Origin of the sequence: Methylobacterium sp. Leaf123, assembly GCF_001423405.1 — a bacterium.
Taxonomy (GTDB): domain Bacteria; phylum Pseudomonadota; class Alphaproteobacteria; order Rhizobiales; family Beijerinckiaceae; genus Methylobacterium.
On sequence record NZ_LMNS01000003.1, the window covers coordinates 65,134 to 87,938 of the forward strand.

The 22,805-nt window shown below is 68.6% G+C and carries 20 protein-coding genes; 9 read left to right on the top strand and 11 right to left on the bottom strand.

From position 1 onward, the window contains the following. Positions 1-104 precede the first annotated feature (104 nt). Positions 105-410 (top strand): alkylphosphonate utilization protein, encoded by a 306-nt coding sequence (locus ASF53_RS04580; RefSeq protein WP_056194562.1) that lies wholly within the window; start codon positions 105-107, stop codon positions 408-410. A 24-nt stretch (positions 411-434) separates the two neighbouring features. Here the strand turns inward: ASF53_RS04580 and ASF53_RS04585 are convergent, their stop codons facing one another. Beyond that, the gene (locus ASF53_RS04585) at positions 435-1,166 is read right to left on the bottom strand and encodes an MBL fold metallo-hydrolase (protein ID WP_056194566.1); all 732 of its coding nucleotides are present in this window, start codon (positions 1,164-1,166) and stop codon (positions 435-437) included. 381 nt (positions 1,167-1,547) lie between these two features. On the opposite strand from ASF53_RS04585, the gene ASF53_RS04590 reads away from it, so the two are divergent. The 3 genes from ASF53_RS04590 to ASF53_RS04600 all read left to right on the top strand — a co-directional run bounded on the left by ASF53_RS04590 (position 1,548) and on the right by ASF53_RS04600 (position 4,668). Next, positions 1,548-2,714 (top strand): helix-turn-helix transcriptional regulator, encoded by a 1,167-nt coding sequence (locus ASF53_RS04590; RefSeq protein ID WP_056194569.1) that lies wholly within the window; start codon positions 1,548-1,550, stop codon positions 2,712-2,714. 137 nt (positions 2,715-2,851) lie between these two features. After that, a complete protein-coding gene (locus ASF53_RS04595) occupies positions 2,852-4,234 on the top strand; it encodes a class II 3-deoxy-7-phosphoheptulonate synthase (RefSeq protein ID WP_003606127.1) in 1,383 nt (460 codons plus the stop codon). A gap of 221 nt (positions 4,235-4,455) precedes the next feature. Continuing rightward, a complete protein-coding gene (locus ASF53_RS04600; RefSeq protein WP_056194573.1) occupies positions 4,456-4,668 on the top strand; it encodes a hypothetical protein in 213 nt (70 codons plus the stop codon). A 65-nt stretch (positions 4,669-4,733) separates the two neighbouring features. Here the strand turns inward: ASF53_RS04600 and ASF53_RS04605 are convergent, their stop codons facing one another. Then, complete coding sequence (locus tag ASF53_RS04605; RefSeq protein ID WP_056194576.1) at positions 4,734-5,279, bottom strand: hypothetical protein; 546 nt, start codon at positions 5,277-5,279, stop codon at positions 4,734-4,736. 435 nt (positions 5,280-5,714) lie between these two features. On the opposite strand from ASF53_RS04605, the gene ASF53_RS04610 reads away from it, so the two are divergent. Together ASF53_RS04610 and gmk are read left to right on the top strand one after the other, a co-directional pair. After that, positions 5,715-6,578, top strand: a complete 864-nt coding sequence (locus ASF53_RS04610; RefSeq protein ID WP_056194895.1) for a YicC/YloC family endoribonuclease — start codon at positions 5,715-5,717, stop codon at positions 6,576-6,578. A gap of 34 nt (positions 6,579-6,612) precedes the next feature. Next, a complete protein-coding gene (gene gmk, locus ASF53_RS04615; protein WP_056194580.1) occupies positions 6,613-7,296 on the top strand; it encodes a guanylate kinase in 684 nt (227 codons plus the stop codon). 59 nt (positions 7,297-7,355) lie between these two features. Here gmk and ASF53_RS04620 read toward each other — a convergent pair whose 3' ends face one another. The 3 genes from ASF53_RS04620 to bluB all read right to left on the bottom strand — a co-directional run bounded on the left by ASF53_RS04620 (position 7,356) and on the right by bluB (position 10,692). Continuing rightward, on the bottom strand, positions 7,356-9,104 hold the full coding sequence (locus ASF53_RS04620; protein WP_056194583.1) for an ABC transporter ATP-binding protein: 1,749 nt from the start codon (positions 9,102-9,104) through the stop codon (positions 7,356-7,358). A 218-nt stretch (positions 9,105-9,322) separates the two neighbouring features. Then, complete coding sequence (locus ASF53_RS04625; RefSeq protein ID WP_056194587.1) at positions 9,323-9,838, bottom strand: L,D-transpeptidase; 516 nt, start codon at positions 9,836-9,838, stop codon at positions 9,323-9,325. Between the two features lie 188 nt (positions 9,839-10,026). Beyond that, complete coding sequence (gene bluB, locus ASF53_RS04630; RefSeq protein ID WP_056194591.1) at positions 10,027-10,692, bottom strand: 5,6-dimethylbenzimidazole synthase; 666 nt, start codon at positions 10,690-10,692, stop codon at positions 10,027-10,029. A 528-nt stretch (positions 10,693-11,220) separates the two neighbouring features. On the opposite strand from bluB, the gene ASF53_RS04635 reads away from it, so the two are divergent. Further along, a complete protein-coding gene (locus ASF53_RS04635) occupies positions 11,221-11,616 on the top strand; it encodes a DUF2794 domain-containing protein (RefSeq protein WP_056194595.1) in 396 nt (131 codons plus the stop codon). Between the two features lie 81 nt (positions 11,617-11,697). Here ASF53_RS04635 and ASF53_RS04640 read toward each other — a convergent pair whose 3' ends face one another. From ASF53_RS04640 to ASF53_RS04665, 6 genes are all read right to left on the bottom strand, one after another. Next, complete coding sequence (locus ASF53_RS04640) at positions 11,698-13,872, bottom strand: TonB-dependent receptor (RefSeq protein ID WP_156635369.1); 2,175 nt, start codon at positions 13,870-13,872, stop codon at positions 11,698-11,700. Positions 13,873-14,320: 448 nt separating this feature from the next. Further along, a complete protein-coding gene (gene eda, locus ASF53_RS04645; RefSeq protein ID WP_056194602.1) occupies positions 14,321-14,941 on the bottom strand; it encodes a bifunctional 4-hydroxy-2-oxoglutarate aldolase/2-dehydro-3-deoxy-phosphogluconate aldolase in 621 nt (206 codons plus the stop codon). Positions 14,942-14,994: 53 nt separating this feature from the next. Beyond that, positions 14,995-16,824 carry a phosphogluconate dehydratase gene (gene edd, locus ASF53_RS04650; RefSeq protein WP_056194607.1) on the bottom strand — a complete coding sequence of 610 codons (1,830 nt, stop codon included), beginning with the start codon at positions 16,822-16,824 and terminating at the stop codon, positions 14,995-14,997. Between the two features lie 349 nt (positions 16,825-17,173). Next, positions 17,174-18,181 carry an Hsp33 family molecular chaperone gene (locus ASF53_RS04655; RefSeq protein ID WP_056194610.1) on the bottom strand — a complete coding sequence of 336 codons (1,008 nt, stop codon included), beginning with the start codon at positions 18,179-18,181 and terminating at the stop codon, positions 17,174-17,176. 239 nt (positions 18,182-18,420) lie between these two features. Continuing rightward, the gene (locus ASF53_RS04660; RefSeq protein WP_056194613.1) at positions 18,421-20,532 is read right to left on the bottom strand and encodes a carbohydrate porin; all 2,112 of its coding nucleotides are present in this window, start codon (positions 20,530-20,532) and stop codon (positions 18,421-18,423) included. Between the two features lie 370 nt (positions 20,533-20,902). Beyond that, on the bottom strand, positions 20,903-21,415 hold the full coding sequence (locus tag ASF53_RS04665; RefSeq protein ID WP_056194616.1) for a DUF2147 domain-containing protein: 513 nt from the start codon (positions 21,413-21,415) through the stop codon (positions 20,903-20,905). Positions 21,416-21,778: 363 nt separating this feature from the next. On the opposite strand from ASF53_RS04665, the gene ndk reads away from it, so the two are divergent. Then, on the top strand, positions 21,779-22,201 hold the full coding sequence (ndk, locus tag ASF53_RS04670; RefSeq protein WP_056154457.1) for a nucleoside-diphosphate kinase: 423 nt from the start codon (positions 21,779-21,781) through the stop codon (positions 22,199-22,201). A gap of 181 nt (positions 22,202-22,382) precedes the next feature. Then, the gene (locus ASF53_RS04675; protein WP_056194619.1) at positions 22,383-22,763 is read left to right on the top strand and encodes a hypothetical protein; all 381 of its coding nucleotides are present in this window, start codon (positions 22,383-22,385) and stop codon (positions 22,761-22,763) included. Positions 22,764-22,805 lie beyond the last annotated feature (42 nt).

Here is a 22,805-nt window from a genome sequence, read left to right on the forward strand (position 1 = left end):
GAAACGGTGGTTGGTTCCGAGCTATGCCCGCAGCGCGCTTGCCGGCCTGCCCATGGCACCGCTATGGGCGCGCTCACGGCGGCGTGACCGCGGGGAGCCAGACGATGCCGGATTCGGACGACAGCTACATCTACGACGAAGCGCTCGGCGAATGGCGCCCCGCTGGTGCGGCGGCGGCCGAGACACCCGCTGCGAGGGCGCTGGTTCGCGACGCCGCGGGCAACATCCTGGCCGACGGCGATGCGGTCACCCTGATCAAGGATCTCAAGGTCAAGGGCGCCAACCAGACCTTGAAGCAGGGCACCGTCATCCGGTCGATCCGCCTCACGGACGATCCGGAGGAGATCGATTGCCGCCACGACAGCATCAAGGGCCTCGTCCTGCGCACGGAATTCGTGCGCAAGCGCTGATCGCGATCAGCGTGAGGGGCGGGGTCAAAGCGTGACGACGAGCCCGTCCTCCGCCGCGATGTAACCGTCCGGCGGGTGAGCGATCATCTCCGGGCTCATATGCGTGAGCATCAGCCGCTTCGGGGCGATCTCGGGCAGGCGCCGCTTCAGCGTCGCCCAATCGAGGTGGAATTTCACGGGACGCTCCACGGTGTAGCCCTCGGCGATCATCAGATCCGCCCCGCGCCCCAGGGCGACGATGTCCTCCACCCATTCGGTGTCGCCGGTATAGCTGACGACCTTGCCCGCCGCCTCGATCCGCAGGGCGTGTGCCGGCGCGCCGGAGGGGTGGCGCATGGTGAAAGCGGTGGCGCTCACGCCGCCGGTCTCGACCGGGCGTCCGGCTTCCATCTCCACGACCTCGACCCGGAATCGGCGCTCGGCCGTACTGGAGCCGGGAAACAGCACCTCCATCGCCGCCGGAAGGCGCTCGGCCGTGCCCGGCGGCCCGACCACGGTCAGCGGCTCCGTGCGCCCGCTGACGAGTTGCCCGTCGAGGATCAGCCAGGGCAGGCCGCCGAAATGATCGCCGTGGAGATGGGTGAGGAACACCGTGCGGATCCGGTTCGGCTCGACGCCGAAGCGCCGGATCGCGATGAGCGCGGAGGCGCCGCAATCGATGAGGAAGGCGCCACCGGGCGTGTCGACGTGGAAGCAGGTGTTGAAGCGCCCGCCCGAGCCGAACGCGTCTCCGCAACCGAGAACATGGAGCTGCATGGATCACTCCCCCTGACTTGCCCATCCCGGCGGGGATCTCGGTCACCGGGAGCCGCGATCAACCGTCTCCGGCCAGCGATTTATCGCGTTCATGCTCGGCCGGGCGTCTCCCGCATCCTGATCAGCCGCAAGCGCGCCGTCTCAGGAGATCGTTCCTATCTCATTTGTTAGGATATCGAAGCGAGGAATTCGGGGACATACTGAATTTCGTGTCCCACCAGAGGTGCCGGAGTCTGGCGATGTGTCGGCCGGAATTGTTTTGTCGGGGACAATGTCCGGGAAAATACTGTTCCGGCGGGCCGGATGCGGTATCCTGCGGCCTGCGGAGGTGCCAAATTCCCATCTTGCGACCGCACGCCTTCCCTTCTTCTCGCCCGATTCATGACGATCCATTCCCACCCCTTCCCCTCCGCCATCCGCTCGGCCTCGATCGAGCCGGCCGCCGCCCTGTCGGCCGAGGGGGCCGCCCTGATCGACCGGATCTACGAGGCGGCGGCCTTGCCCGAGCTGTGGCGCGCGGTGCTGACCGACCTCGCCCGCTTTGCCGGCGCGCCGCAGGCGGTGATGATCGTCTCGACCGGGACGCACTTTCGCGACTTCGTGACGACGTCGCCTGAGTTCGACGCGCTGGTGGTCGATCATTTCGAGCGCTTCCCCGACAACGTCCGCACGGGGCGCCTGTTGGCGCTGCGCCATCCCGGCTTTCTCAACGACCTCGACGTCGTGACGGAGGAGGAGATCGCGACGCTGCCGCTCTATCAGGACTTCCTGATCCCCCAAGGCTACGGCGCGGGCACCGCGACGGCCGTGCTGGTGCCGAGCGGCGACAGCGTGATCGTCCATTGCGAGCGCGCCCGGAGCGAGGGCGATTTCGGGCCGCAGACCCTGGCCGCGCTCAACAGCCTGCGCCCCCATCTCGCCCGGGCCGCCCTGCTCTCCGCGCGCCTGGAGATGGAGCGGGTCGCCACCACCACCCGGACGCTCGAAGCGCTCGGCCTGCCGGCCGCCGTGCTCGGAAGCGGCGGGCGGGTCATCGACGCCAATCCGTCCCTGGTGGCGATGATGCCCCACACCCTCAGCGACCAGCCCTCGCGGCTCGCCGTGGTCGATCCGGCCGCCGACCGGCTGCTGCGCGAGGCCGTGACACAATCCGCCCAACCGCGGGCGATGCCGGTGCGCTCGATCCCGATCGCCGCCAGCGGCGAGCGTCCCCCGGTGATCCTGCATCTCGTGCCGATCCGCGGCGCGGCCCACGACGTGTTCGTCCGCGCCCGCTTCGTGCTGATCGCCACGCCCGTCGTGGCCCAGGACGTGCCGAGCGCGGATGTCGTCCAGGGCCTGTTCGACCTGACCCCGGCCGAGGCCCGGCTCGCCGCCCTGATCGCGGCGGGCGATGCTCCCGTGCCGGCCGCGGCCAAGCTCGGGATCACCCCCAGCACCGCCCGCTCCGTGCTCAGGCGCATCTTCCAAAAGACCGGCGTGTCGCGCCAAGCCGAGCTCGTCGGCCTGCTCGCCGGCCGGGGCGCCGGGTCGGGATTGCGCAAGTAACGGCCGATGCGCCGGCCGATACTCAGCTATGGCTTCGGCCAACTCGCAACTTCTGAAAAACTGCTCTATAAGCCCGGCTTCGCGCGAGGCGGGAGGGCCCGCGCGCATCACCCGATCGGGTGAGCGGAGAGAGTATCATGGCCGAGCGGTGGACCCCCAAAACCTGGCGCAACCTGCCGATCCAGCAGGTCCCGTCCTATCCGGACGCGGGCGCTCTCCAGGCCGTCGAGGCGCAGCTCGCGAGCTTTCCGCCGCTCGTTTTTGCCGGTGAGGCGCGCAAGCTGAAGGCCGCCCTGGCGCGCGTCGGGGCGGGCGAGGCCTTCCTCCTGCAAGGCGGCGATTGTGCCGAGAGCTTCGACGAGCACTCGGCCGACAACATCCGCGACTTCTTCCGCGTCTTCCTGCAGATGGCGATGGTGCTCACCTTCGCGGGCGGCTCGCCCGTGGTGAAGGTCGGCCGCATCGCCGGGCAGTTCGCCAAGCCGCGCTCCTCGCCGACCGAGACGCTCGATGGGGTGGCGCTGCCGAGCTACCGCGGCGACATCATCAACGGCCTGACCTTCAACGAGGAGGCCCGGATCCCCGATCCGCGCCGCCAGCTCGAGGCCTACCGCCAGTCGGCGGCGACGCTGAACCTGCTGCGCGCCTTCGCCACCGGCGGTTACGCCAACCTCGAGAACGCGCATCGCTGGATGCTCGGCTTCGTGAAGGACAGCCCGCAATCCTCGCGCTACCGCGATGTCGCCGAGCGGATGTCGGACGCGCTCGATTTCATGCGCGCCATCGGCATCAATCCGGAGACGCACCAGGAGGTCCGCACCACGGACTTCTACACCAGCCACGAGGCGCTGCTGCTCGGCTACGAGGAGTCGCTGACCCGCGTCGATTCGACGAGCGGCGACTGGTACGCCACCTCCGGCCACATGCTCTGGATCGGCGACCGCACCCGCCAGCCGGACCACGCCCATGTGGAATATGCACGCGGCATCAAGAACCCGATCGGCCTCAAATGCGGGCCCTCGACCACGGCCGAAGGGCTGATCCGCCTGATCGATCTCCTCAATCCGGAGAACGAGGCCGGGCGCCTGAGCCTGATCTGCCGCTTCGGCGCGGACAAGGTCGGCGACCACCTGCCGGGGCTGATCCGCACGGTGCAGCGCGAGGGCCGCAACGTCGTGTGGGTCTGCGATCCGATGCACGGCAACACCATCGCGGCCGGCCGCTACAAGACCCGGCCGTTCGAGCGGGTGATGCAGGAGATCGAAGGCTTCTTCGGCGTGCACCGCGCGGAAGGCACGATCGCCGGCGGCATCCATCTGGAGATGACCGGCAAGGACGTCACCGAATGCACCGGCGGCGCCCGGGCGCTGACGGCCGACGACCTGCAGGACCGCTACCACACCTATTGCGACCCGCGTCTCAACGCGGAGCAGGCGCTGGAGGTGGCGTTCCTCACGGCCGAACTGGTGAAGCGCGAGCGCGCCGAGATCGAGCGCCCGCGCCTCGACGCGGCGGAATAAGTCCGGTCGGGGCCGTCGGCGGCTCCCAACGCAGGCAAGATAAAGGGCGGGGCGATCCGGCAGGATCGCCCCGCCCTTTATCTTGGGCTGGCCCAAGGACCGTCCGCCCGACGCGGAGCCGACAAAAGATTCGGCGAAGCACCACATCGACGCGCGTCAAGAATGTTTCTCGCGCCCGAGCTTGGTTATCACCCTCTTAAGTGATCGGCTTTGGAGGCGGCATGGCGGTATCGGCGACCAGGAAGACATCTCGCATTCGCAGTCTCTGGCCGAGCTGGAATCCGGGTGTGCTCTCCGCCGCGCTTCCGCTGGATCGGCGCTCGATCGACCTGCGCCCCATCGAGTCCGAGGCGCGCCTGCCGCCGCATAACCTTACCGCCAACGAACTCATCGCCATGGCCCGCGCCGCTCGGGCGCGCCGCGTCGATTCGTGAGCGGAGGCTTCGCCGCCTCGTGACGGCGACGCCCTGATCCCGCCACCGGACGACCCGGCAGGCGCCTACTGCACCAGGGCCAGACGGCCGCGTGCCTCGTTTGCCCCGGTGCGGATCGGCGGCTCGCTGTGGCCGGCGAAGAAATCCTCGACCATCTCGCGCAGGATCTCGGCCAGATCGCCACCGCGATCCGCCTCGACATGCACGTCGCTGCCGACGCAGCGGCCGAGGCCCGGTGTGGCGTTGCTGGCCAGGCTGAGGAGGCGCTCGTTGTACTCCGCCCCCAGACCGTTCACCGCGATGAAGTTGCGCCCACCCAGCACGGGCCCGTACTTCACGGTGATCCGGTGCTCCTGATCGGCATCGTTCTGCAGCGTGGCGGTGAAGCCGACGAAATCGTCGCGATCCACCTCCGGGGCGGGGCAGGTGATCCGGCCGTGCTCGATGCCGTCTTCTTCCAGCACCTCGGCCATAAGATTCAGGGCTTCGGTGATCGGAGCCAGCGCCCGAACGCCGTCCTGAAGAAGCTTGGCCTGGATCCGATGCTTCTGCGCGTCGGCCGCACGCAGGCGCGCCCGGAAGCGGTTCTTGATGTCGAAGGGGTTCGTCATGGATGGGTCCCCGCTCGAATGTTCGGTGCCCTTGGATCGACTTGGAAGTTAGGAAGACAAGCAATAAACGTCAAGCTGATGCACAGTATTCATGCCCGCTTCGACGCTGGGCTCTTGCTTCATTATGTGACGTGAACATTTTTTGTGCAGAATAGAGCGCTGCGGTATTGGTGCAGTGCACGCGGGGGCGCCGCGGACAGTGCCGAGCCGGCCTTCCGCCCGCCTCCGCATTGCGCTTTCTCACGGAAAGTGCGTATCCGACAAACGGACCTTTTCCGGAGTCGTTCCCCGCGATGAGCGGCCGGGCGCCGATGGAGAACGAGCGGGAGCGACGCACCGTTGGCCAAAGCCAGCCGAGATTCGATCAGCCAAGACCCGACTAGCCGGGACACGACCCGCCAAGGCACGGCGAGCGACGGCACGACCATCGCGAGCATGACCGGGTTTGCCCGCTCGGCCGGCACGACCGGCGCGGTGCAGTGGTTGTGGGAGATCCGCACCGTGAACGGGCGTGGGCTCGATATCCGCGTGCGCGTCCCGAACGGCTCCGAGGCGGCGGGGGAGGCGGCCCGCATCGCCCTGTCCAAGGCGCTCTCCCGAGGCCAGTGCCAACTCGGTCTGACCTTGACGCGGCCCGAGGCGGCGGTGCGCGTGCGCATTGACGAAACCCTTCTGGCGAGCCTCGCGGCGGCGGTCGCCCGCGTGCCGCGCCCCGCCGAGGTCGGCCCGGCGACGCTCGACGGGCTGCTCGCCGTGCGCGGCGTCGTCGAGACCGAGAGCGAGGCCGGGGCCGACCCTGAGGCGCTCAATCGAGATCTGGTGACCGGGATCGAGACCCTCGTGGCCGATCTCGTCTCTGCCCGCCGCGCGGAAGGCGCGCGGCTGCACGCGATCGTCGGCGGCCAGATCGCGGATATCGCCCGCCTGACCCAGGCCGCCGAGGACTGCCCCGCCCGCCGGCCCGAGGCGGTGCGCGCCCGGCTCGCGGAGGCCGTGGCGACGCTGGTCGGTACCGGGGGGCTCGACCCCGACCGCCTGCATCAGGAAGCGGTGCTGCTCGCGGCCAAGGCGGATGTGCGCGAGGAACTCGACCGCCTGCGGGCCCACCTCGCGGCTATCGGCGAGCTGCTGGCGCAGGGCGGCGCGATCGGCCGGCGGCTCGATTTCCTGGCCCAGGAACTCGGCCGCGAGGCCAACACCCTGTGCGCCAAGGCCGGCGATATCAGCCTGTCGCGGATCGGACTCGACTTGAAGGCCGTGGTGGAGCAATTCCGCGAGCAGGTGCAGAACGTCGAATGAGAGCGAGAGACATGCGCAGCGGAGTTTCCCGCCGATGACGCAGGATGCCACCCAAGGTGCCACCCAAGGCAGGCCGGACATCGCCCGGCGCGGGCTGATCCTGATCCTGTCCTCGCCCTCGGGCGCGGGCAAGACGACGCTGACCCGCGCCATCGCCCAGCGGCCCGAATGGGGCCTCGACCTGTCGATCTCGGTCACGACGCGCTCGCGCCGCCCCTCGGAGATCGACGGGCGCGACTACCGCTTCATCGACCGCGAGGCGTTCGAGGATCTTCGCACGCGCGACGACCTGCTCGAATGGGCCGAGGTCCACGGGAATTTCTACGGCACGCCGCGCCGCCCGGTCGAGAAGACGCTGTCCCAGGGCCGGGACATGATCTTCGACATCGACTACCAGGGCACCCGCCAGGTGCGGCAGCGGCTGCAGGACGACGTGGTGACGGTGTTCATCCTGCCGCCGAGCTTTGCCGAGTTGCGCAACCGCCTGGAGCGCCGGGCGGAAGACGCGCCCGAGACCATCGAGCGGCGGCTGGCCAACGCCCGCAACGAGATGCAGCGCTGGAGCGAATACGACTATGTCATCGTCAATGACGACCTCGACGAGTCGTTTCGCGCGCTTCAGTCGATCCTGGCTGCCGAGCGCCTCAAGCGCACCCGCCGCACCGGCCTGCCGGGCTTCGTCGATGGCCTGCTGGCGGAGGCCGGGCGGAACGGCTGAGAAGTACGCCCTCCCTTCCCGCACGCGGGGCGAGGGGAGGGCGCTTCACGCCGCGATCTTCACTCCGCCGCCGTGCGCGGCGCGGGCGAAAACGGCTCCTCCACCTGCGCCGCGTGGAGGCGGCGGTAGTAGCCGTCGCCCGCCAGCAGCGCGTCGTGGCGGCCCTGCTCGGCGATGCCGCTCTCGGCCACCACCACGATGCGGTCGGCGTGGCGGATGGTGGCCAGCCGGTGGGCGATCACCAGCGTCGTGCGCCCCTCCGCCAGCTCGAACAGCGAGGCCTGGATCTCCCGCTCGGTCTCGGTGTCGAGCGCCGAGGTCGCCTCGTCGAGAATCAGGATCGGCGGGTTCTTGAGGAAGGCGCGGGCGATGGCGAGCCGCTGCTTCTGCCCGCCCGACAGCTTCACCCCCCGCTCGCCGATCACCGTGTCGAGCCCCTCGGGCAGGGAGGCGATCAGCCCATCGAGCCGGGCGCGGGTGGCCGCGTCCAGAATCTCGGCCTCGCTCGCGCCGAGGCGGCCATAGGCGATGTTCTCGCGGATCGTGCCGGCGAACAGGAACACGTCCTGCTGCACGATGCCGATCTGCCCGCGCAGGGAGGCCAGCGTCAGGTCGCGGATGTCGTGGCCATCGATGGTGATGCGCCCAGCCTCTGCTTCGTAGAACCGCGGGATCAGCGAGAGGAGCGTCGTCTTGCCCGCCCCCGAGGGGCCGACGAAGGCCACGGTCGCGCCCGCGCGGATCGTCAGATCGACGCCGGCCAGCACCGGACGGTCCGGGCTGTAGCCGAAGCGCACGCCGTTGAGCCGGATCTCGCCCTTGAGCGGCGGCGCGGGGAGGGCGCCCGGCCGGTCGGCGATATCGGGCTCGGTGGCGAGCAGTTCTTGGTAGCGGCGAAAGCCGGCGATGCCCTTCGGGTAGGTCTCGATCACCGCCCCGATCTTTTCCAGCGGCCGGTAGAACACCGCCACGAGGAGCAGGAAGCCGACGAAGCCGCCGGCCGTCAGGTCGCCGCGCACCACGAAGGCCGCGCCCCCGAGGAGCACCACGATCTGCACGAGGCGCAGGCCCAGATAGTTGATCGACAGGGCGCCGGCCATCAGCCGGTAGGCTTCGAGCTTGGTGGTGCGGTATTTCCGGTTGTCGGAGGCGAACAGTGCCCGCTCATGCGCCTCGTTGGCGAAGGCCTTCACCACGCGGATGCCGCCCACATTCTCCTCGATGCGGGCGTTGAAGGCGCCGACGCGCCCGTACTGCGCCTGCCAGTTGCGCGTCATGCGCCCGCCGTAGCGGATGACGATGAAGGCGATCAGCGGCAGGATCACCAGCGTCATCAGCGCCAGCGGCGGGTGGACGAGGAACATCAGCGCGAAGGCGCCGAACAGCGTCATCACCGCGATGAAGAGGTCCTCGGGCCCGTGATGGGCGACCTCGCCGATCTCCTCCAGATCCTTGGTGATGCGCGCCACCAGATGGCCGGTCTTCTGTCCATCGAAGAAGCGGAAGGAGAGCTTCTGCAGATGATCGAAAGCGCGGGCGCGCATCTCGGTCTCGATGTTGATGCCGAGCACGTGACCCCAATAGGTCACCACCACCATCAGGCCGGCATTGGCGACGTAGAGCAGGGTCAGGCCCATCGCCGCGAGCAGGATCAGGCTCCAATCCTGCTGCGGCAGCAGCCGGTCGACGAAGGCTTTGACCGCGAGCGGGAAGCCGAGTTCGAGCAGGCCGGAGAGCACGGCGCAGCCGAAATCCACCAGGAACAGCGTCCGGTGCGGCCGGAAATAGGCGAGGAAGGCCTTTAGCATGGCGCGGCTGTCGCGGGTCTTCTGGCCCGGAAGCGGGCACTCCCCGGCGCATAGGCGAGGGCGCATCGAAGCGCCAGCGGCGCCGACGCGGGGCGGCCCTCATGGCGCCGCGCGGTCAAGCCGCCATCGTCCGCGCGATCGCGCCGCGCAGGAGCAGGCCGGACCCCGCGACGCCGAGGGCGGAGACGGTGATGAGCGAGAGCGTGCCGAGCCGCCGCTCAGCGCATCACATACACATCGGTGCCGACGGTGACGCGCCCGAACAGGTCGGCGATGTCCTGATTGTACATGCGGATGCAGCCGTAGGAGGCGAAGGTGCCGATCGAATTCGGCCGGTTGGTGCCGTGGATGGCGTATTCGCCGCCGCGCAGGGTCATCGCCGCCACGCCCATCGGATTGCTCGGCGAGCCGCCGCGGATGAGGTTGGGCAGGCGCGGGTTGTCGCGCTTCACCTCGGCCGGGGGCGACCAGTCGGGCTGGTAATACTTGCCGTCGATCTGCGTGGCGCCGCTCCACTGCTTGCCCGGCTTGCCGACCGCGACGGGGTAGCGGATCGCCGTGCCGTCGCCGTTGACGAGGTAGAGCCGGCGTTCGGTGGTGCGCACCACGATCGTGCCCGCTCCGAGCCCGTCGGCGAAGGGGACGACTTCCCGGGCCTGGGCGGCACCGGCCGCGCACAAAGCCGCCACGACCGCGCCCGCGAGACACGCCCTGTACTTGATTGACCTGAACATCGAAGATCGCCTTCCGAAGCAGAAGCGTAACTGACGAAGACGATCCGACGTTCCAGCTTGCGATTCTGCTTTACGCGCCGCGAAATGCGCGCCTCATGCACGGCCTCTTGGCGGATTAGCGAATGCCGGGCTCGGAAATTGCGGAAAATTTTAAGTATCGGCAGGCGGCGCCGGTCCCAGCGCTGGTCTTAGCGTTCGTGGAGCCGGACTGCTTCCGGGTGCCGCTCCTGCCAGCCATGGCGGACGAGTTCGGGGTCGGCATGCTCCTCGATCGGGTGGCCGACACAGAGATAGGCGATCAGATCCCAGCCCTCCGGCACGTCGAGGGCATCCGTCACGATCGTGGGTTCGAGGATCGAGACCCAGCCGACACCGAGGCCGTGGGCGCGGGCGGCCAGCCAGAAAGCATGGATGCAGGCCGCCACCGAGTAGCGCAGCATCTCCGGCATGGTCGCGCGGCCAAGACCGTGGCCGGCCCCCGTCCCGGAATCGCAGAACACCGCGAGGTGAACGGGCGCCTCGCGCAGGCCCGCGAGCTTCAGGCGGGCGTAGAGCGTGCGTTGGTCCTCGGCATAGGTCGCGCAGGCGGCGGCGTTGCAGCGCTCGAAGCTGGCGATGACCGCCGCGCGTCGCCGGGGCTCGGAGACCCGCACGAACCGCCAGGGCTGGCTGTTGCCGACGGAGGGCGCCAGCGCCGCCAGATCGAGGCAGGTTCGCAGCGCCGCCTCGTCGATCGGATCGCCGGCGAAGCGCCGCACGTCCCGCCGCCACACGAACAGGTCCGCGAGGCGCGCACGGAAGGCGTCATCGAAGATGGGCGGAGGCGCCGCCGCGGGGGGAGGGAACTCGGACATCGCCGCCGCTTCTCGCGCCGACGGACGCGGCTGCCAAGATGGTCGCGACCAAGATGGTGATCCGGGACGCGACCGCGGCTCCATGCCGCGAGCCGCGTCCCGCACGGTGGCGGCCGGCTTTCGGGGCGATGCAGCCACAGGAGGCACCGGCCTCGACACGAAAAAAGGGCGGCGCTCCGAGGAGGCCGCCTGAAGTCCTTGGGTCTCGAAACCCCCTGGATGTCGGTTTGCCGAGATCCGTGGCATTGCCCGAGGGCTGGGGAGCTCGGGTTCAGGCGCCGCCGCGGTGGACAGACCGACGAGGTTTCAAGTCACAGTGAAAGCGTGTCGCGGTGGCGATGGCAAGGCGAGTCTGCGGCGGGACGATGATGTTCACCACCTCAACGTGCGGCGACGCACATGAGTCGCGCGCCGCGCCGAAATCGCGCTGCGCGGATGATGGCCGGCGAAGCACCTTGCGGGTGCCCCCCGCGGAGCCCATCATCTCTCCCACGCCGCAGGAACGCCGGCACCGATACGGGAGTGACGATGAGCGAAGGGCAGAGCGTCGATCACCGCTCGAACGACCGGGACAGCCAAGTGGCTTCACAAGCGCCGCCGCAAGTGATCCCGTTTCCGTCGCCCACCACCCCGCAGGTCGCCTTCCAGCGCGACGAGTTGCGGACCATCTTCAATCTCTACGGACGGCGCGTCGCGGAGGGCGAGTGGCGCGACTACGCCCTCGATTTCCGCCGCGACAAGGCGGTGTTCTCGATCTACCGCCGCGCCTCCGAGATGCCGCTCTACCGGATCGAGAAGGATCCCAAGCTCGCCCGCCGCCAGGGCGCCTACGCGGTGATCGCGGCGAGCGGCCTCGTGATGAAGCGCGGCAACGACCTGGCCCGCGTCATCGGTGTGCTGGAGGGGCCGTTGCGGGCGGTCTGATCCCGCCTCCGAAGGTCTCCAGAGGCGGGATCAGGCTGTGCGGCTACCAGCGCACGATCGCTCTACCAGCGAACGATGAGTCTACCAGCGCACGATCACTTGGGCCCGGACCGTGCGGGGGGCGCCCGGCATGATGTTGTTGTTGTTGTGCGCCGAGACGATGTAGTTGCGGTCGAACAGGTTCTCGATGTTCACCTGCGCGCGCACATTCTCGTTGATCCGGTAGAACAGGCCCATATCGAAGCGCGAGTAGCTCGGGAGGCGTACGGTCTGATCCGAGGTCGCGAAGGTGTGCGACTGGTTGATGAAGCCGACACCGACCGAGAAGCTCGGGTTGATGTCGAACTTGTTCCACAGCGTGAAGGAATTGAGCGGCACCAGCCCGACGAAGTTTCCGGCGACGATCGTCGGGGACAGATTGTTGGTGATGCGCGCATCGGTGAAGGCGTAGCCACCCGCGACCGACCACCAATCGGTGAGGTAGCCGTTGATGCCGATCTCCGCGCCCTGCGTATTGGTCTGGCCCGAGGTCAGGAAGAAGCCGGCCCGGTTCGGGTCGGGAAGGCGCTGGTTGCTGCGGTCGAGGTTGAACAGCGCGCCGGTGAGCTGAAGCACGGGCGAGACGTCGTACTTCACGCCGACTTCCGTGTTCTCGAACTTCTCCGGCTGGGCGATGGCGAGGCCTGGGCTCAACGTGCTGAACTGATCGCCCGACGAAGGCAGGTACGAGATGCTGAAGCTCGTATAGAAGGCGAGGTTCGGCAGCGGCTTCACGACGATGCCGGCCCGCGGCGAGACCAGATCATCCACGCGGGCATTGGTCGCCCTGGTGCCCCGGTCGGTCGCCGAGAAGTCGAAATGGTCGAAGCGCAGACCACCGATGAGCTGCACGTGCTCGTTCAGCTCGACTTGGTCCTGAACGTAGGCCGCCGCGAGGCCGAGATCGTAGACGCTGTTGGCGCCGGTCGTGTTGCGGAAGTTGATGCCCACGCGCGTCAGCGGCGAGAGCGGGTTGACGGCGAGGCTCTGCGGCGCGCCCGGCGTCGCGAAGAAGCCTTCCTGACGGAAGCTCAGGCCTTCCTGGTAGCCGAGTTCGAACCCGCCGAGCAGAGTGTGCTTCACGGGGCCCGTGAGGAACTGGTAAGTGAAGTCGGTCTGGTTGAAGTAGTTCGTCCGGTCGGTCTGACTGTTATAGGCCGAGATGTTGACGGCCGTGCCCGCTGCATTCACCGCGCCACCCGGGAAGACGTTCTGGTAGAACTTCTCGTAGTCGGCGATCCGCGACTGGCTGCGCATCACGACGCCGTTCTCGAAGACGTGGTCGAGCTGCGCCGTGGCGATGTGGGCATTGACGTAGGTCGGCGACAGGAACGGGTTGCCGAAATAGGTCGTCCGGTTGTCGCGATACCGGTAGGGCCGGCCGAACTGCGAGGGGATGCCGCGATCGGTCGTGCGGTCGTCATGGAAGAACTCGTAGGAGAGACGCAGGGTCGTCTGCGGCCCGAGCAGGAAGGTCATCGTCGGGTTCACGCCGTAGCGGCGGATATCGACGAAGTCGCGGTAGGTCGCCGTGTCCTCGAACACGCCGTTCATGCGGAAGAACACGCTGTCGGAGATGCGGTCGCCGACATCGAGCGCCACGCGCTTGTTCGCGAACTGGCCGCCCTGGGCGACGATTTCGCGGGTCGGGACGCCGTCGGCTTCCTTGAGCACGCGATTGATGACGCCGCCGCCGCCGCCGCGGCCGAAGATCATCGCGTTGGGCCCCTTCAGCACTTCGATGCGCTGGATGTTGTAGAGGTCGCGGTAATACTGCACGTCGTCGCGGATGCCGTTGACGAAGAAGTCGGCATTCGAGCGCTGACCGCGGATGATCAGCTCGTCGCGGTTGCCCTCGCCCTGGGCCTGGATCACGCCCGGCACGTAACGCGTCGCCTCGCCGATCGACTGGAAGCCCTGGTCGAGGATCTGCTCCCGCGTAACGACCGAGACGGATTGCGGCGTATCGAGCAGGGGCGTCGGCGTCTTGGTGGCGCTCCGCGTCGCCTTGCCGAGATAGCCGACCGTGACACCGCCCTGGGGTTCGAGGCGCAGGGCGCCGCGGCCGAGGCCCTCGACGGACAGTTCATCCAGCGCGACGGCGGCAGGGGAGGCCGTCACCGGAACGACAGGTTGCGCCTGTACAGGTCCTGCTAGTGCAGCGGTCGCCCCCGCCAGAATCGCAAAGGCGACTTCATTCGTTCCAGGACGTCTCAAGTTCAATCCCCCGTCTTCTTCGTAATATTAGACGATGCCGTTCCGCCGTCTTGGCGGTCATGACGGCATCGCCCGACGGGGATCAAGCGGGTGGGGTTCTATAACAAACGACAGAAACCATTCTTTAGTTTGTAATAATTTGAATTATGCTTCCAAGGCGTTGAGAGCGAACATAACTTTTTCAGAATAGAAACGTTACAGACTGTACAATCCAGCAACAATGTTGCTAATGGGCCACGGCACTGCTTAGAGCTGTTGTAAACTGCGCGCGCCACGCAGCGCCCCACGCAGCGCCCCACGCAGCGCCCCACGCAGCGCCTCCGCGGCGCCGACGAAACCTTGAGCGATCCGAGGCGAATCGCGGCGGCCCCGCATTCCTGTGCCTCACGGACAGGCGCGACGCGCCCGGCGCCCCGGCTGGCTCGGCAGCGGCTTGGGCGACTATGCTTTACCGGGCGGGCCGCAACGTCGCGGCGGCTTCGGCGAACCGGCGGATCGCCGCCGGGTCCGGCTTGCCGGCGGGGACCACCCAGCTTCCGCCGACGCAGAGCACGGCCGGGTGGGCGAGCCACTCCCCGGCGGTCGCTTCGGTGATGCCGCCCGTGGGGCAGAAACGCACCTGCCCGAACGGCGCGGCGAGCGCCTTCAGCGCCTTCAGGCCGCCCGCAGCTTCCGCCGGGAAGAACTTGAAGCGGTCGAGCCCGTGATCGAGGCCGCGCATGATGTCGGCGGCGGTCGCGACACCCGGCAGGTAGGGAACGCCCGAGGCAAGGGCCGCCTCCGTCAAAGGCGCGGTCAATCCGGGGCTGACGATGAACTTCGCGCCCGCGCCGATCGCGGCATCGAGATCGCGCGCATTCAGCACCGTCCCGGCGCCGACCACCGCGCCCTCGACGCTCGACATCGCCCGGATCACGCCGAGCGCCGCGGGGGTGCGGAGTGTGACTTCGAGGGCGGTGAGCCCGCCGCCGACCAGCGCCTCGGCGATCGGCACCGCGTCGGCGGCATCCTCCACCACCAGCACGGGGATGACGGGAACGGAGCGCATCAGCGCGTCGATGGTGCTCATCGGGGTCTCCTCCGGTGTCGGTTCGGCTTATCGCGCGTCTTCGGGACGATGCTCTAAAGGCCCGCTGCCGCCAGCATCGCCGAGCCGCCGCGCTCGGCCTCGTCGGCGCCCCGGCGCATGAAGGCGAACAGCTCGCGGCCGGTGCCGAGGCCGTCCGGCGGCCGCACCGCCTCCGCGCGGCTCTCCCACTCGGCCGAATCGACCAGCACTTCGAGCAAGCCGTGCTCGGCCGAAAGGCGGACGATGTCCCCGTCGCGGATGCGGCTGATCGGGCCGCCGCCGACCGCCTCGGGGCTGACATGGATCGCCGCCGGCACCTTGCCGGAGGCCCCCGACATCCGCCCGTCGGTGACGAGGGCCACCTTGTGGCCGCGGTCCTGCAACACGCCCAGCGGCGGGGTCAGTTTGTGCAGTTCCGGCATCCCGTTGGCGCGCGGGCCCTGGAAGCGCACGACCACCACGACATCGCGTTCCAGCTCGCCCGCCTTGAAGGCGGCGATGACGTCGTCCTGATCGGAGAAGACGCGGGCCGGGGCTTCGATGGTGCGGCGCTCAGGATCGACCGCGCTGGTCTTGAAGGTGGCGCGGCCGAGATTGCCCTTCACCAGCCGCATCCCGCCATCCGGCTGGAACGGCCGAGAGGGGGGGCGGAGCATGGCCTCGTCCAGCGGCTTGGCCGGCGCGTCCTCGAAGGTGAGGTCGTTCCCTTCGCCCAGAAGCTTCGGGTCGCGGGCATGGTCGCGCAGGCGCGTGCCGGCCACCGTCAGGAGATCGTCGTGCAGGAGGCCGGCATCGATCAGCGCGGCGATGACGTAGGACATGCCGCCGGCCGCGTGGAAATGGTTCACGTCGCCCGCGCCGTTCGGATAGACCCGCGCGATCAGCGGCACGACGCCGGAGAGCCGGTCGAAATCCTCCCAATCGACGACGATGCCGGCGGCCCGCGCCATGGCCGGTATGTGGATCGCGTGGTTGGTCGAGCCGCCGGTGGCGAGCAGGCCGACGATGGCGTTGACGATGGCCCGCTCGTCGATGCAGCGCCCGAGCGGCCGGTAATCATTGCCGTTCCAGCCGATTTCGGTGAGCCGGTGGATCGCCGAGCGCGTCACCGCCTGCCGCAGGCGCGTGCCGGGATTGATGAAGGAGGCGCCGGGCATGTGCAGGCCCATCACGTCCATCATCATCTGGTTGGAATTGGCGGTGCCGTAGAAGGTGCAGGTGCCGGCCCCGTGATAGGAGGCGGACTCGCTCTCCAAGAGTTCCGCGCGGCCGACCTTGCCCTCGGCATAGAGCTGCCGGATGCGCTGCTTCTCCTTGTTGGCGAGCCCCGAGGGCATGGGGCCGGCCGGGATCAGGATCATCGGCAGGTGGCCGAAGCGAAGCGCGCCGATGATGAGGCCGGGCACGATCTTGTCGCAGATGCCGAGCAACGCCGCGCCCTCGAACATGCCGTGGCTGAGCGCGACCGCGGTGGAGAGGGCGATGGTATCGCGGGAGAACAGCGACAGCTCCATGCCGCGCTGGCCTTGGGTGACGCCGTCGCACATGGCGGGCGTGCCGCCCGCGATCTGCGCCGTGGCGCCCACTTCGCGGGCGAACAGCTTGATCTGCTCGGGATAGCGCCCGTAGGGCTGATGCGCCGAGAGCATGTCGTTATAGGCGGTGACGATGCCGATATTCATGGCCCGGCCTGCGATGATCGCCGGCTTGTCCTCGCCGGATGCCGCGAAGCCGTGGGCGAGGTTGCCGCAAGCGAGCATCGGGCGGTGCACGCCCGCCTCCCGCTCGCGGTCGATCAGGTCGAGATAGGCACGGCGGCTGTCGCGGGAGCGCGCGATGACGCGCTCGGTGACCGCGGCGACCTCGGGATGAAGCTCCGGCATAGCTCGTTCGCCTCGTTCGGGTATCGACAGCACGGACAGGCCCGCAAGAACGGGGCCTGCGCTCCCCTTAACATGGAGAGAGTCCAAACGGGATCACGCCCGTGAGAACGCCTTCATGAGCCTGAGCCATGGCCGGATCTGCTCGGCAGAGGGTCGGGGATGCCGTCGCCGGATGACCCTGCCGCTGCCTTCGCGCGGGTCTGCCATGGGGATCGCCCCGGCAGGTGATCGGCTGCAAGGCGGGTGATCGCTGGATCGGCGGGCTGTCACCCGCCGATCCATCCGACCCCAGCCCAAGGGTCGCGCGGCCTGTGCCGCGACCCCGCACGTACATTGAAGAAAATGCGCCTCACGCCCCCGGCGCGGTCACGATATCCCGCTCGACCTCGGCCGGGTCGAGCACGTAGCGCCGCGAGCAGAACTCGCAGGTGATGGACACGGTACCGTCGTCGGCCACCATGTCCCGGCGCTCCTCGGCCGAGAACGAACGGATCATACCCAGCACCCGCTCTTCCGAGCAGCGGCAGCGCTCGATCACGCTCTGCGCATCGAACACGCGCACGCCGCGCTCGTGGAACAGGCGGTAGAGCAACCGCTCGCTCGACACCGCCGGATCGACGATCTCGTGGTCTTCCACCGTGTTCACGAGGCTGCGCGCCTCGGTCCAGGCGTCGTCGTCGCGGGCGCCGCCGGTGAGGATCTCGTGGCCCTCCGGTGCGTCGCCGGGCGGAAGGTCGGCTTGGCGCATGCGGTCGGGCGAGGTCGGCAGGAACTGCACCAGCAGGCCGCCGGCGCGCCAGCGGCTCTCCCCGCCCTCCATCTGCTCGGCCACCGCGAGGCGGACCAGCGTCGGGATCTGCTCGGATTGGCGGAAATACTGGTGCGCGGCCTCTTCGAGGCTTTGGCCCTCGAGAGCGACGACGCCCTGATAGCGGCTCTGGGAAGGCCCCTGGTCGATGGTCATGGCCAGATGCCCGCGACCCATCAGGTCGGCGGCGCGCGCCTTCGGGCCGAGGGCGGCCACCGGCTCCGCATCGAAGCGGGCGGTGGCCCGCACCCGGTCGGGCGCCTCGAAATCGACCACCAGCATGTTCACCGGCCCGTCGGTCTTGGTCTGAAGCTGGAAGCGGCCTTCGAGCTTCAGGGAGGCGCCGAGCAGCACGGTGAGCGCCGCCGCCTCGCCGATCAGCCGGGCGGCCGCATCGGGATAGCCGTGGCGGCGCAGGATGGTGTCGATCGAGGGGCCGAGCCGCACCGCGCGGCCGCGCAGATCCAGCGCTTCGACGGCGAACGGCAGGACGGCGTCGTCGTCGCCTTCGAGCGAGGGTGTGAAAGAAGGGGCGTGTCCGGAGCTCATGGGCTCTCCGTATCCGGGCTGGATGGAAAAGAGGAGCGGGAGGGCGGCCGGTCCGGCGGCATCGCACCGAACCGGCGGAAGCGCGTGAACTGGCGCACGTCCTCGGCGCTCCTCATATGGGGGGCACCATGCCCCGGCGCGAGACCGGCGCATGATGCCCTCGGCCGGTGCCGCCGCGCAAACATTTCGGAAGGGGCCGTCATGCCGTCCGGCGCCCTCCACGAACCATCCCGGACGGGTCAGAAATCCGTGTGCAACCGCGTGCCGAAGAAATCGGCCGGGCCCCGGTCGCGGTTATAGGCCGGGTTCTCGATGTGCTGGTAGTCGAAGGACATCGTCACGGCCTTCGTCAGGTTCATCGCGTAATAGACCTCGACCGCCCGCTCCGGGGCATAGTTGTCGAGGCGGCCGTCTCCGATCAGGAGCCCGAGGCCGCCATTGGCGAAATAGGCGCGGTGAGAGGACGAGATCCGGTTCGCAGCGGCGCCGACGCCGACCGTATCCTGCGGCCGGCCCCAGGCCGTGCCCTTGAGCGAGAGGCCACCCGAGACGGAGCCGTCGACATCGGTGAAATTCAGGTTCTCGTTGCGCCCGTCGTTGACGCTCGCCCGCGCGAACAGGCCGAGCTCGGCGGTGAGGGCCTGTTCGAGATTGACGTAGGCGCCGCTCTTGCGCCGGGGCTCCCGCGTCGCGGCGGCGGCCGTGTTGATGTCGGCGAATGCGCCGGCCTGCGTCAGCCCCACGACCTGCCGGAAGTTGGCGGTGTTGCCGACATTCGAGAACAGGCCGAGGCGTACCTTGCCCGGCTGGTCGAGCACGGGCAGCGTGTGGCGCTCCTCGAACTCGATCACGGCGCCGGCCCGCTCGAACACCCGCGGATCGAGCACGTCGGAGGACGGCTCCTTCGGCACCTGCGTATAGGCGGCGCGGATCGCGAATTCCGCCCGATTGTACTCGACCATCACGCCTTGCGTGAAGCCGGGGAGGTTGGCCGGGAAGTCCCAGGCGGCCGCGGCCCAAAGGCCCCAGTTCATGAAATCGACCCGCGGGTCGTGGGCGTAGACGTTGCCGTCGAAGAAATCGCCGAGCGCGAACTTGCCGGCGATGACCGTGATCCGCTCGACATCGCGCGTGCCGGCGATGGAATTCGGCCCGTCCGGCACCTCTTCCGTCTCGCCCCCGAGCCCGAAGGTCTGGCGGACGAAGTAGCGGTTCGAGCGCAGCTTCGGGAACGGCGCGCCCGCCTTCTGTGCCTCGCCGTTGACGAAGCCGGCCACGCCCAGCGTGCGCGACAGGCCGAAGCCCTGGCTGAATTCCGGATTGTAGTAGAGTTCCGTGCCCTCGAAGAGCTTGAGGCCCAGGAACAAGGTCGCGGTCGTCGTCGCCTGCGCTTGGTCCGGTACGAGGCTCTGCGGCCCACGATAGGGGGCCCGGAAGCCCGTCACGCCCTGGTTCACGAAGGTGGTCTGGCCGTGCAGCGAGAAGCGGGCGTCCTTCGGGGTCTCGTCCTCTTCCTCCGGCACCAGGGTCAGCGGCTGAGGGTGCCAGATCAGCCGCGCCATCATCTGGTTGGAGACGAAGCCGGTGCGGGTCGTCACCGGTCCCCCGTCGAGGCCCGGCAGCGTGCCGAGGCCGAAGCGCCGGCTCTCGCCGAGGTCGCTGTAGCGGTAGTCGATGCCGAGCGAGAGATGCGGATCGACCGCGAACTGCACACCCGCACCGAGCGTGAAGCCGAGATAGGAGACATTGCGAGCGGCCGTCGCCGTCGGGCCGCCGGCCAGATCCGGATAGGTGGCGAGCACCCGGCCATTGGCGCCGGTGAGCCCGGCCGTCGCGTAGATCAGATTGTTGCCGAGGGCGTAGCCGAGCCGCGCGCGAGCGGAGCCGAATAGGTCCGTCTTCTCGCGGATCAAGGCGAAGGGCGGATCGATCGCCTCGTAGCCGAAGCCCGGCGCATCGGAGCGCGCACCGCGCTTGAGGTTGGCGCCGGCGAGATCGGCTTCGATCCCATAGACGAGGGCGCCGTCCTGCCCGTTCCAGCCGGCAAAGGCGCCGCCGACCACCGTGGTCGCGTCGCCGCCGAGGTCGCGGCTGCCGGTGGCGTCGCCGGTCGAGATCGCACGGACCCGCCGGGCGCCGATCGCGGTCGGGCCGAAATCGTAATTGCCGAAGGAGGCGCCCGCGCTGCCCTGCACCCCGGCATAGATGCCGGACCAATCGATGAAGCGGGGCCGTGCGAGCTCCGCGAGGTCTGCGGCCAGGCCGGTGCCGGCATGAACGCCGAGGATCGCGGCAAGCCCTGCCGAGACCGCCCCCTGTTTCGCGATTACTCTCGCGCACGCCTTGAACACTGCGCCAGCCCCCGCCGCCACTCCATGAGCGGCCTAGCAGATGCCGGTGCCGCCGCAATGTGCCGACGACCCGCCGACGCACGAGGCATCAGAACGGTTGCGCGGGCGCCACGATGTGCAGTGAGAAGCCGAAACATCCGACAGGACGATGACGGGCCAATCGGCCCAGGCCGGGCCGGAGCGTGCTGAACTGGGATAAAGGCTCTAAAACCGTCCCGAAATGACAAATAAGTGACCGCGGGCGCTCATGCCTACTTGCGGCAGCGCAGCATCGCGCTAACCTTGACCGGACTTGATCCCCATCAGGTTTGTCGAACTTAAGGGCGCGCCAGAAATGGTGCGCCCCTTTTTTTCGAAAACGTTCGGCGCGTCACTCCGCGGGAGCGGCGGCTGCCTTGGCCGGAGCCGGCTTGGCGGCGGTCTTTGCCGGCGTCGCGGCGGCCTGCTGGTTCACATCCGGCACGCGGGTCCACGTTTGTGAGCCGCACAGCACCTTGAGCATGCAGCCCTGCACGCTCAGCTCGCTCTCGCTCTCACGCTCCAGGCTGACCTGATAGATCTTGCCCTCGTCGGCGTTGTAGATCTCGCCCGCGAAGCCCGCATCGTCAGGCTTGAGGTTTTCGAGGAGCGTAAGCCCCATGAGCGGGCGGGCCCGCTTCTTGGGATCGGGGTTCTTCACGTCGTTGCGCGGCGCCCCGGCGTCGTCGGTCGCAGATTTCAGCCAGACCACCTTGCCGCAGGCGTTGCCGCCGCTCGGCCCGCAGCGGTCGATACGGATCTTCGCGCGTCCGTCCCCCGTCAGCCACGTTCCGGAGAGGTCCTTGGGGGCAGCAAAGGCGGCGTTCGAGGCCAGGAGGGCGGCGAGACCGAGAGCGATACGCATGAAAGGCTCCTGAGGCTGGGCCCGAAACGGGCTGTGGCTTGCGGAGAAGGGATCACCCCGGCAGCGAGCGGGGGCAGGCGAACCGTCCACCCATTGAGCCGCCGCAATCCGGCGATTTTTCGGCGGTGTTGCGCTAAAGCCATGGCGGAGCCGAAAAACGCCGCGCTCGCCGGGATTCGGCTCGCACGGGCATCCGCGGCCTGCCGGTGGTTGAGGGCCTACCGGTCCACCGCTATAAGCCCGGCGCGCCGGGCGCCCACCAGGCCGTCGTTCGTCAGGACGGTCGATCTCTCGGGCGGCTTTCGAGCCCGCCCTCCTTCAGCGCGTCGCGCGACCCCTTTTTCCAACGAACCGGACCGGACCATGGCCAACGAGCGCACCTTCTCCATCCTCAAGCCCGACGCGACGCGCCGCAACATCACCGGCGCGGTCAACGCCGTGATCGAGGCCGCCGGCCTGCGCATCGTCGGCCAGCGCCGCATCCGCATGACCCGCGAGCAGGCCGAGAAGTTCTACGAGGTGCACAAGGAGCGCCCCTTCTTCGGTGAGCTGGTCGAGTTCATGACCTCGGGCCCTGTGGTCGTGCAGGTGCTCGAGGGCGAGAACGCCGTCGCCAAGTACCGCGAAGTCATGGGCGCCACGAACCCGGCCCAGGCTGCCGACGGCACCATCCGCAAGCAGTTCGCCGAGTCGGTCGGTGAGAACACCGTTCACGGCTCCGACAGCGCCGACAACGCCCGGCTCGAGATCGCGCAGTTCTTCAAGGACGCCGACATCGCCGCCTAAGGCATGACCCTCGCCGGCCCCACACGAGGGGCCGGCGAAACACGCGCTCGCGCTTGCGCGAGGCTGACCTTCCGGGCGCAATCCGGCGGAGTGTGACTCTCCTGCCCTAGCGGCGCGGGGCGGGCGGCCCGAAGAACGGAACCGATCGACGATTTCCCGTCTCTCTCGGATTTTCGCTCCCATGCGCCTCACGTTTTCGCGCACCGGCCGCCTGCTCGTCGCGGCTGGCCTCGTGTCCCTGCTCGCCGCCTGCAACTCCGCCGGCCGCTCGACGCAGTACACCTCGCTCGAAGGCTACGTGCCCGATCCGGCGCTGAAGACCGCCACGAAGAGCAATCTCTCCGGCCGCGTGCGCCACGCCTGCACCGTCACCCAGGCCCGGTTCCAGAAGGTCCCCGAGGACGCGCTGGCTGCGCCCTGCGGCTGCTATGCCGAGCGCACGCTGTCTACCCTCGACAAGGACGAGATCGCCTCCTACCGCACCACCGGCTACTTCAACGACAGCGCTCGCGCCAAGGCGCTGAACGCGCTCGATAGCTGCAAGCTGCCGCGTCCGGTCTAATGCGATGAGGGGGCGGCGCTGAGCGCCGTCCCATCGTGAAAG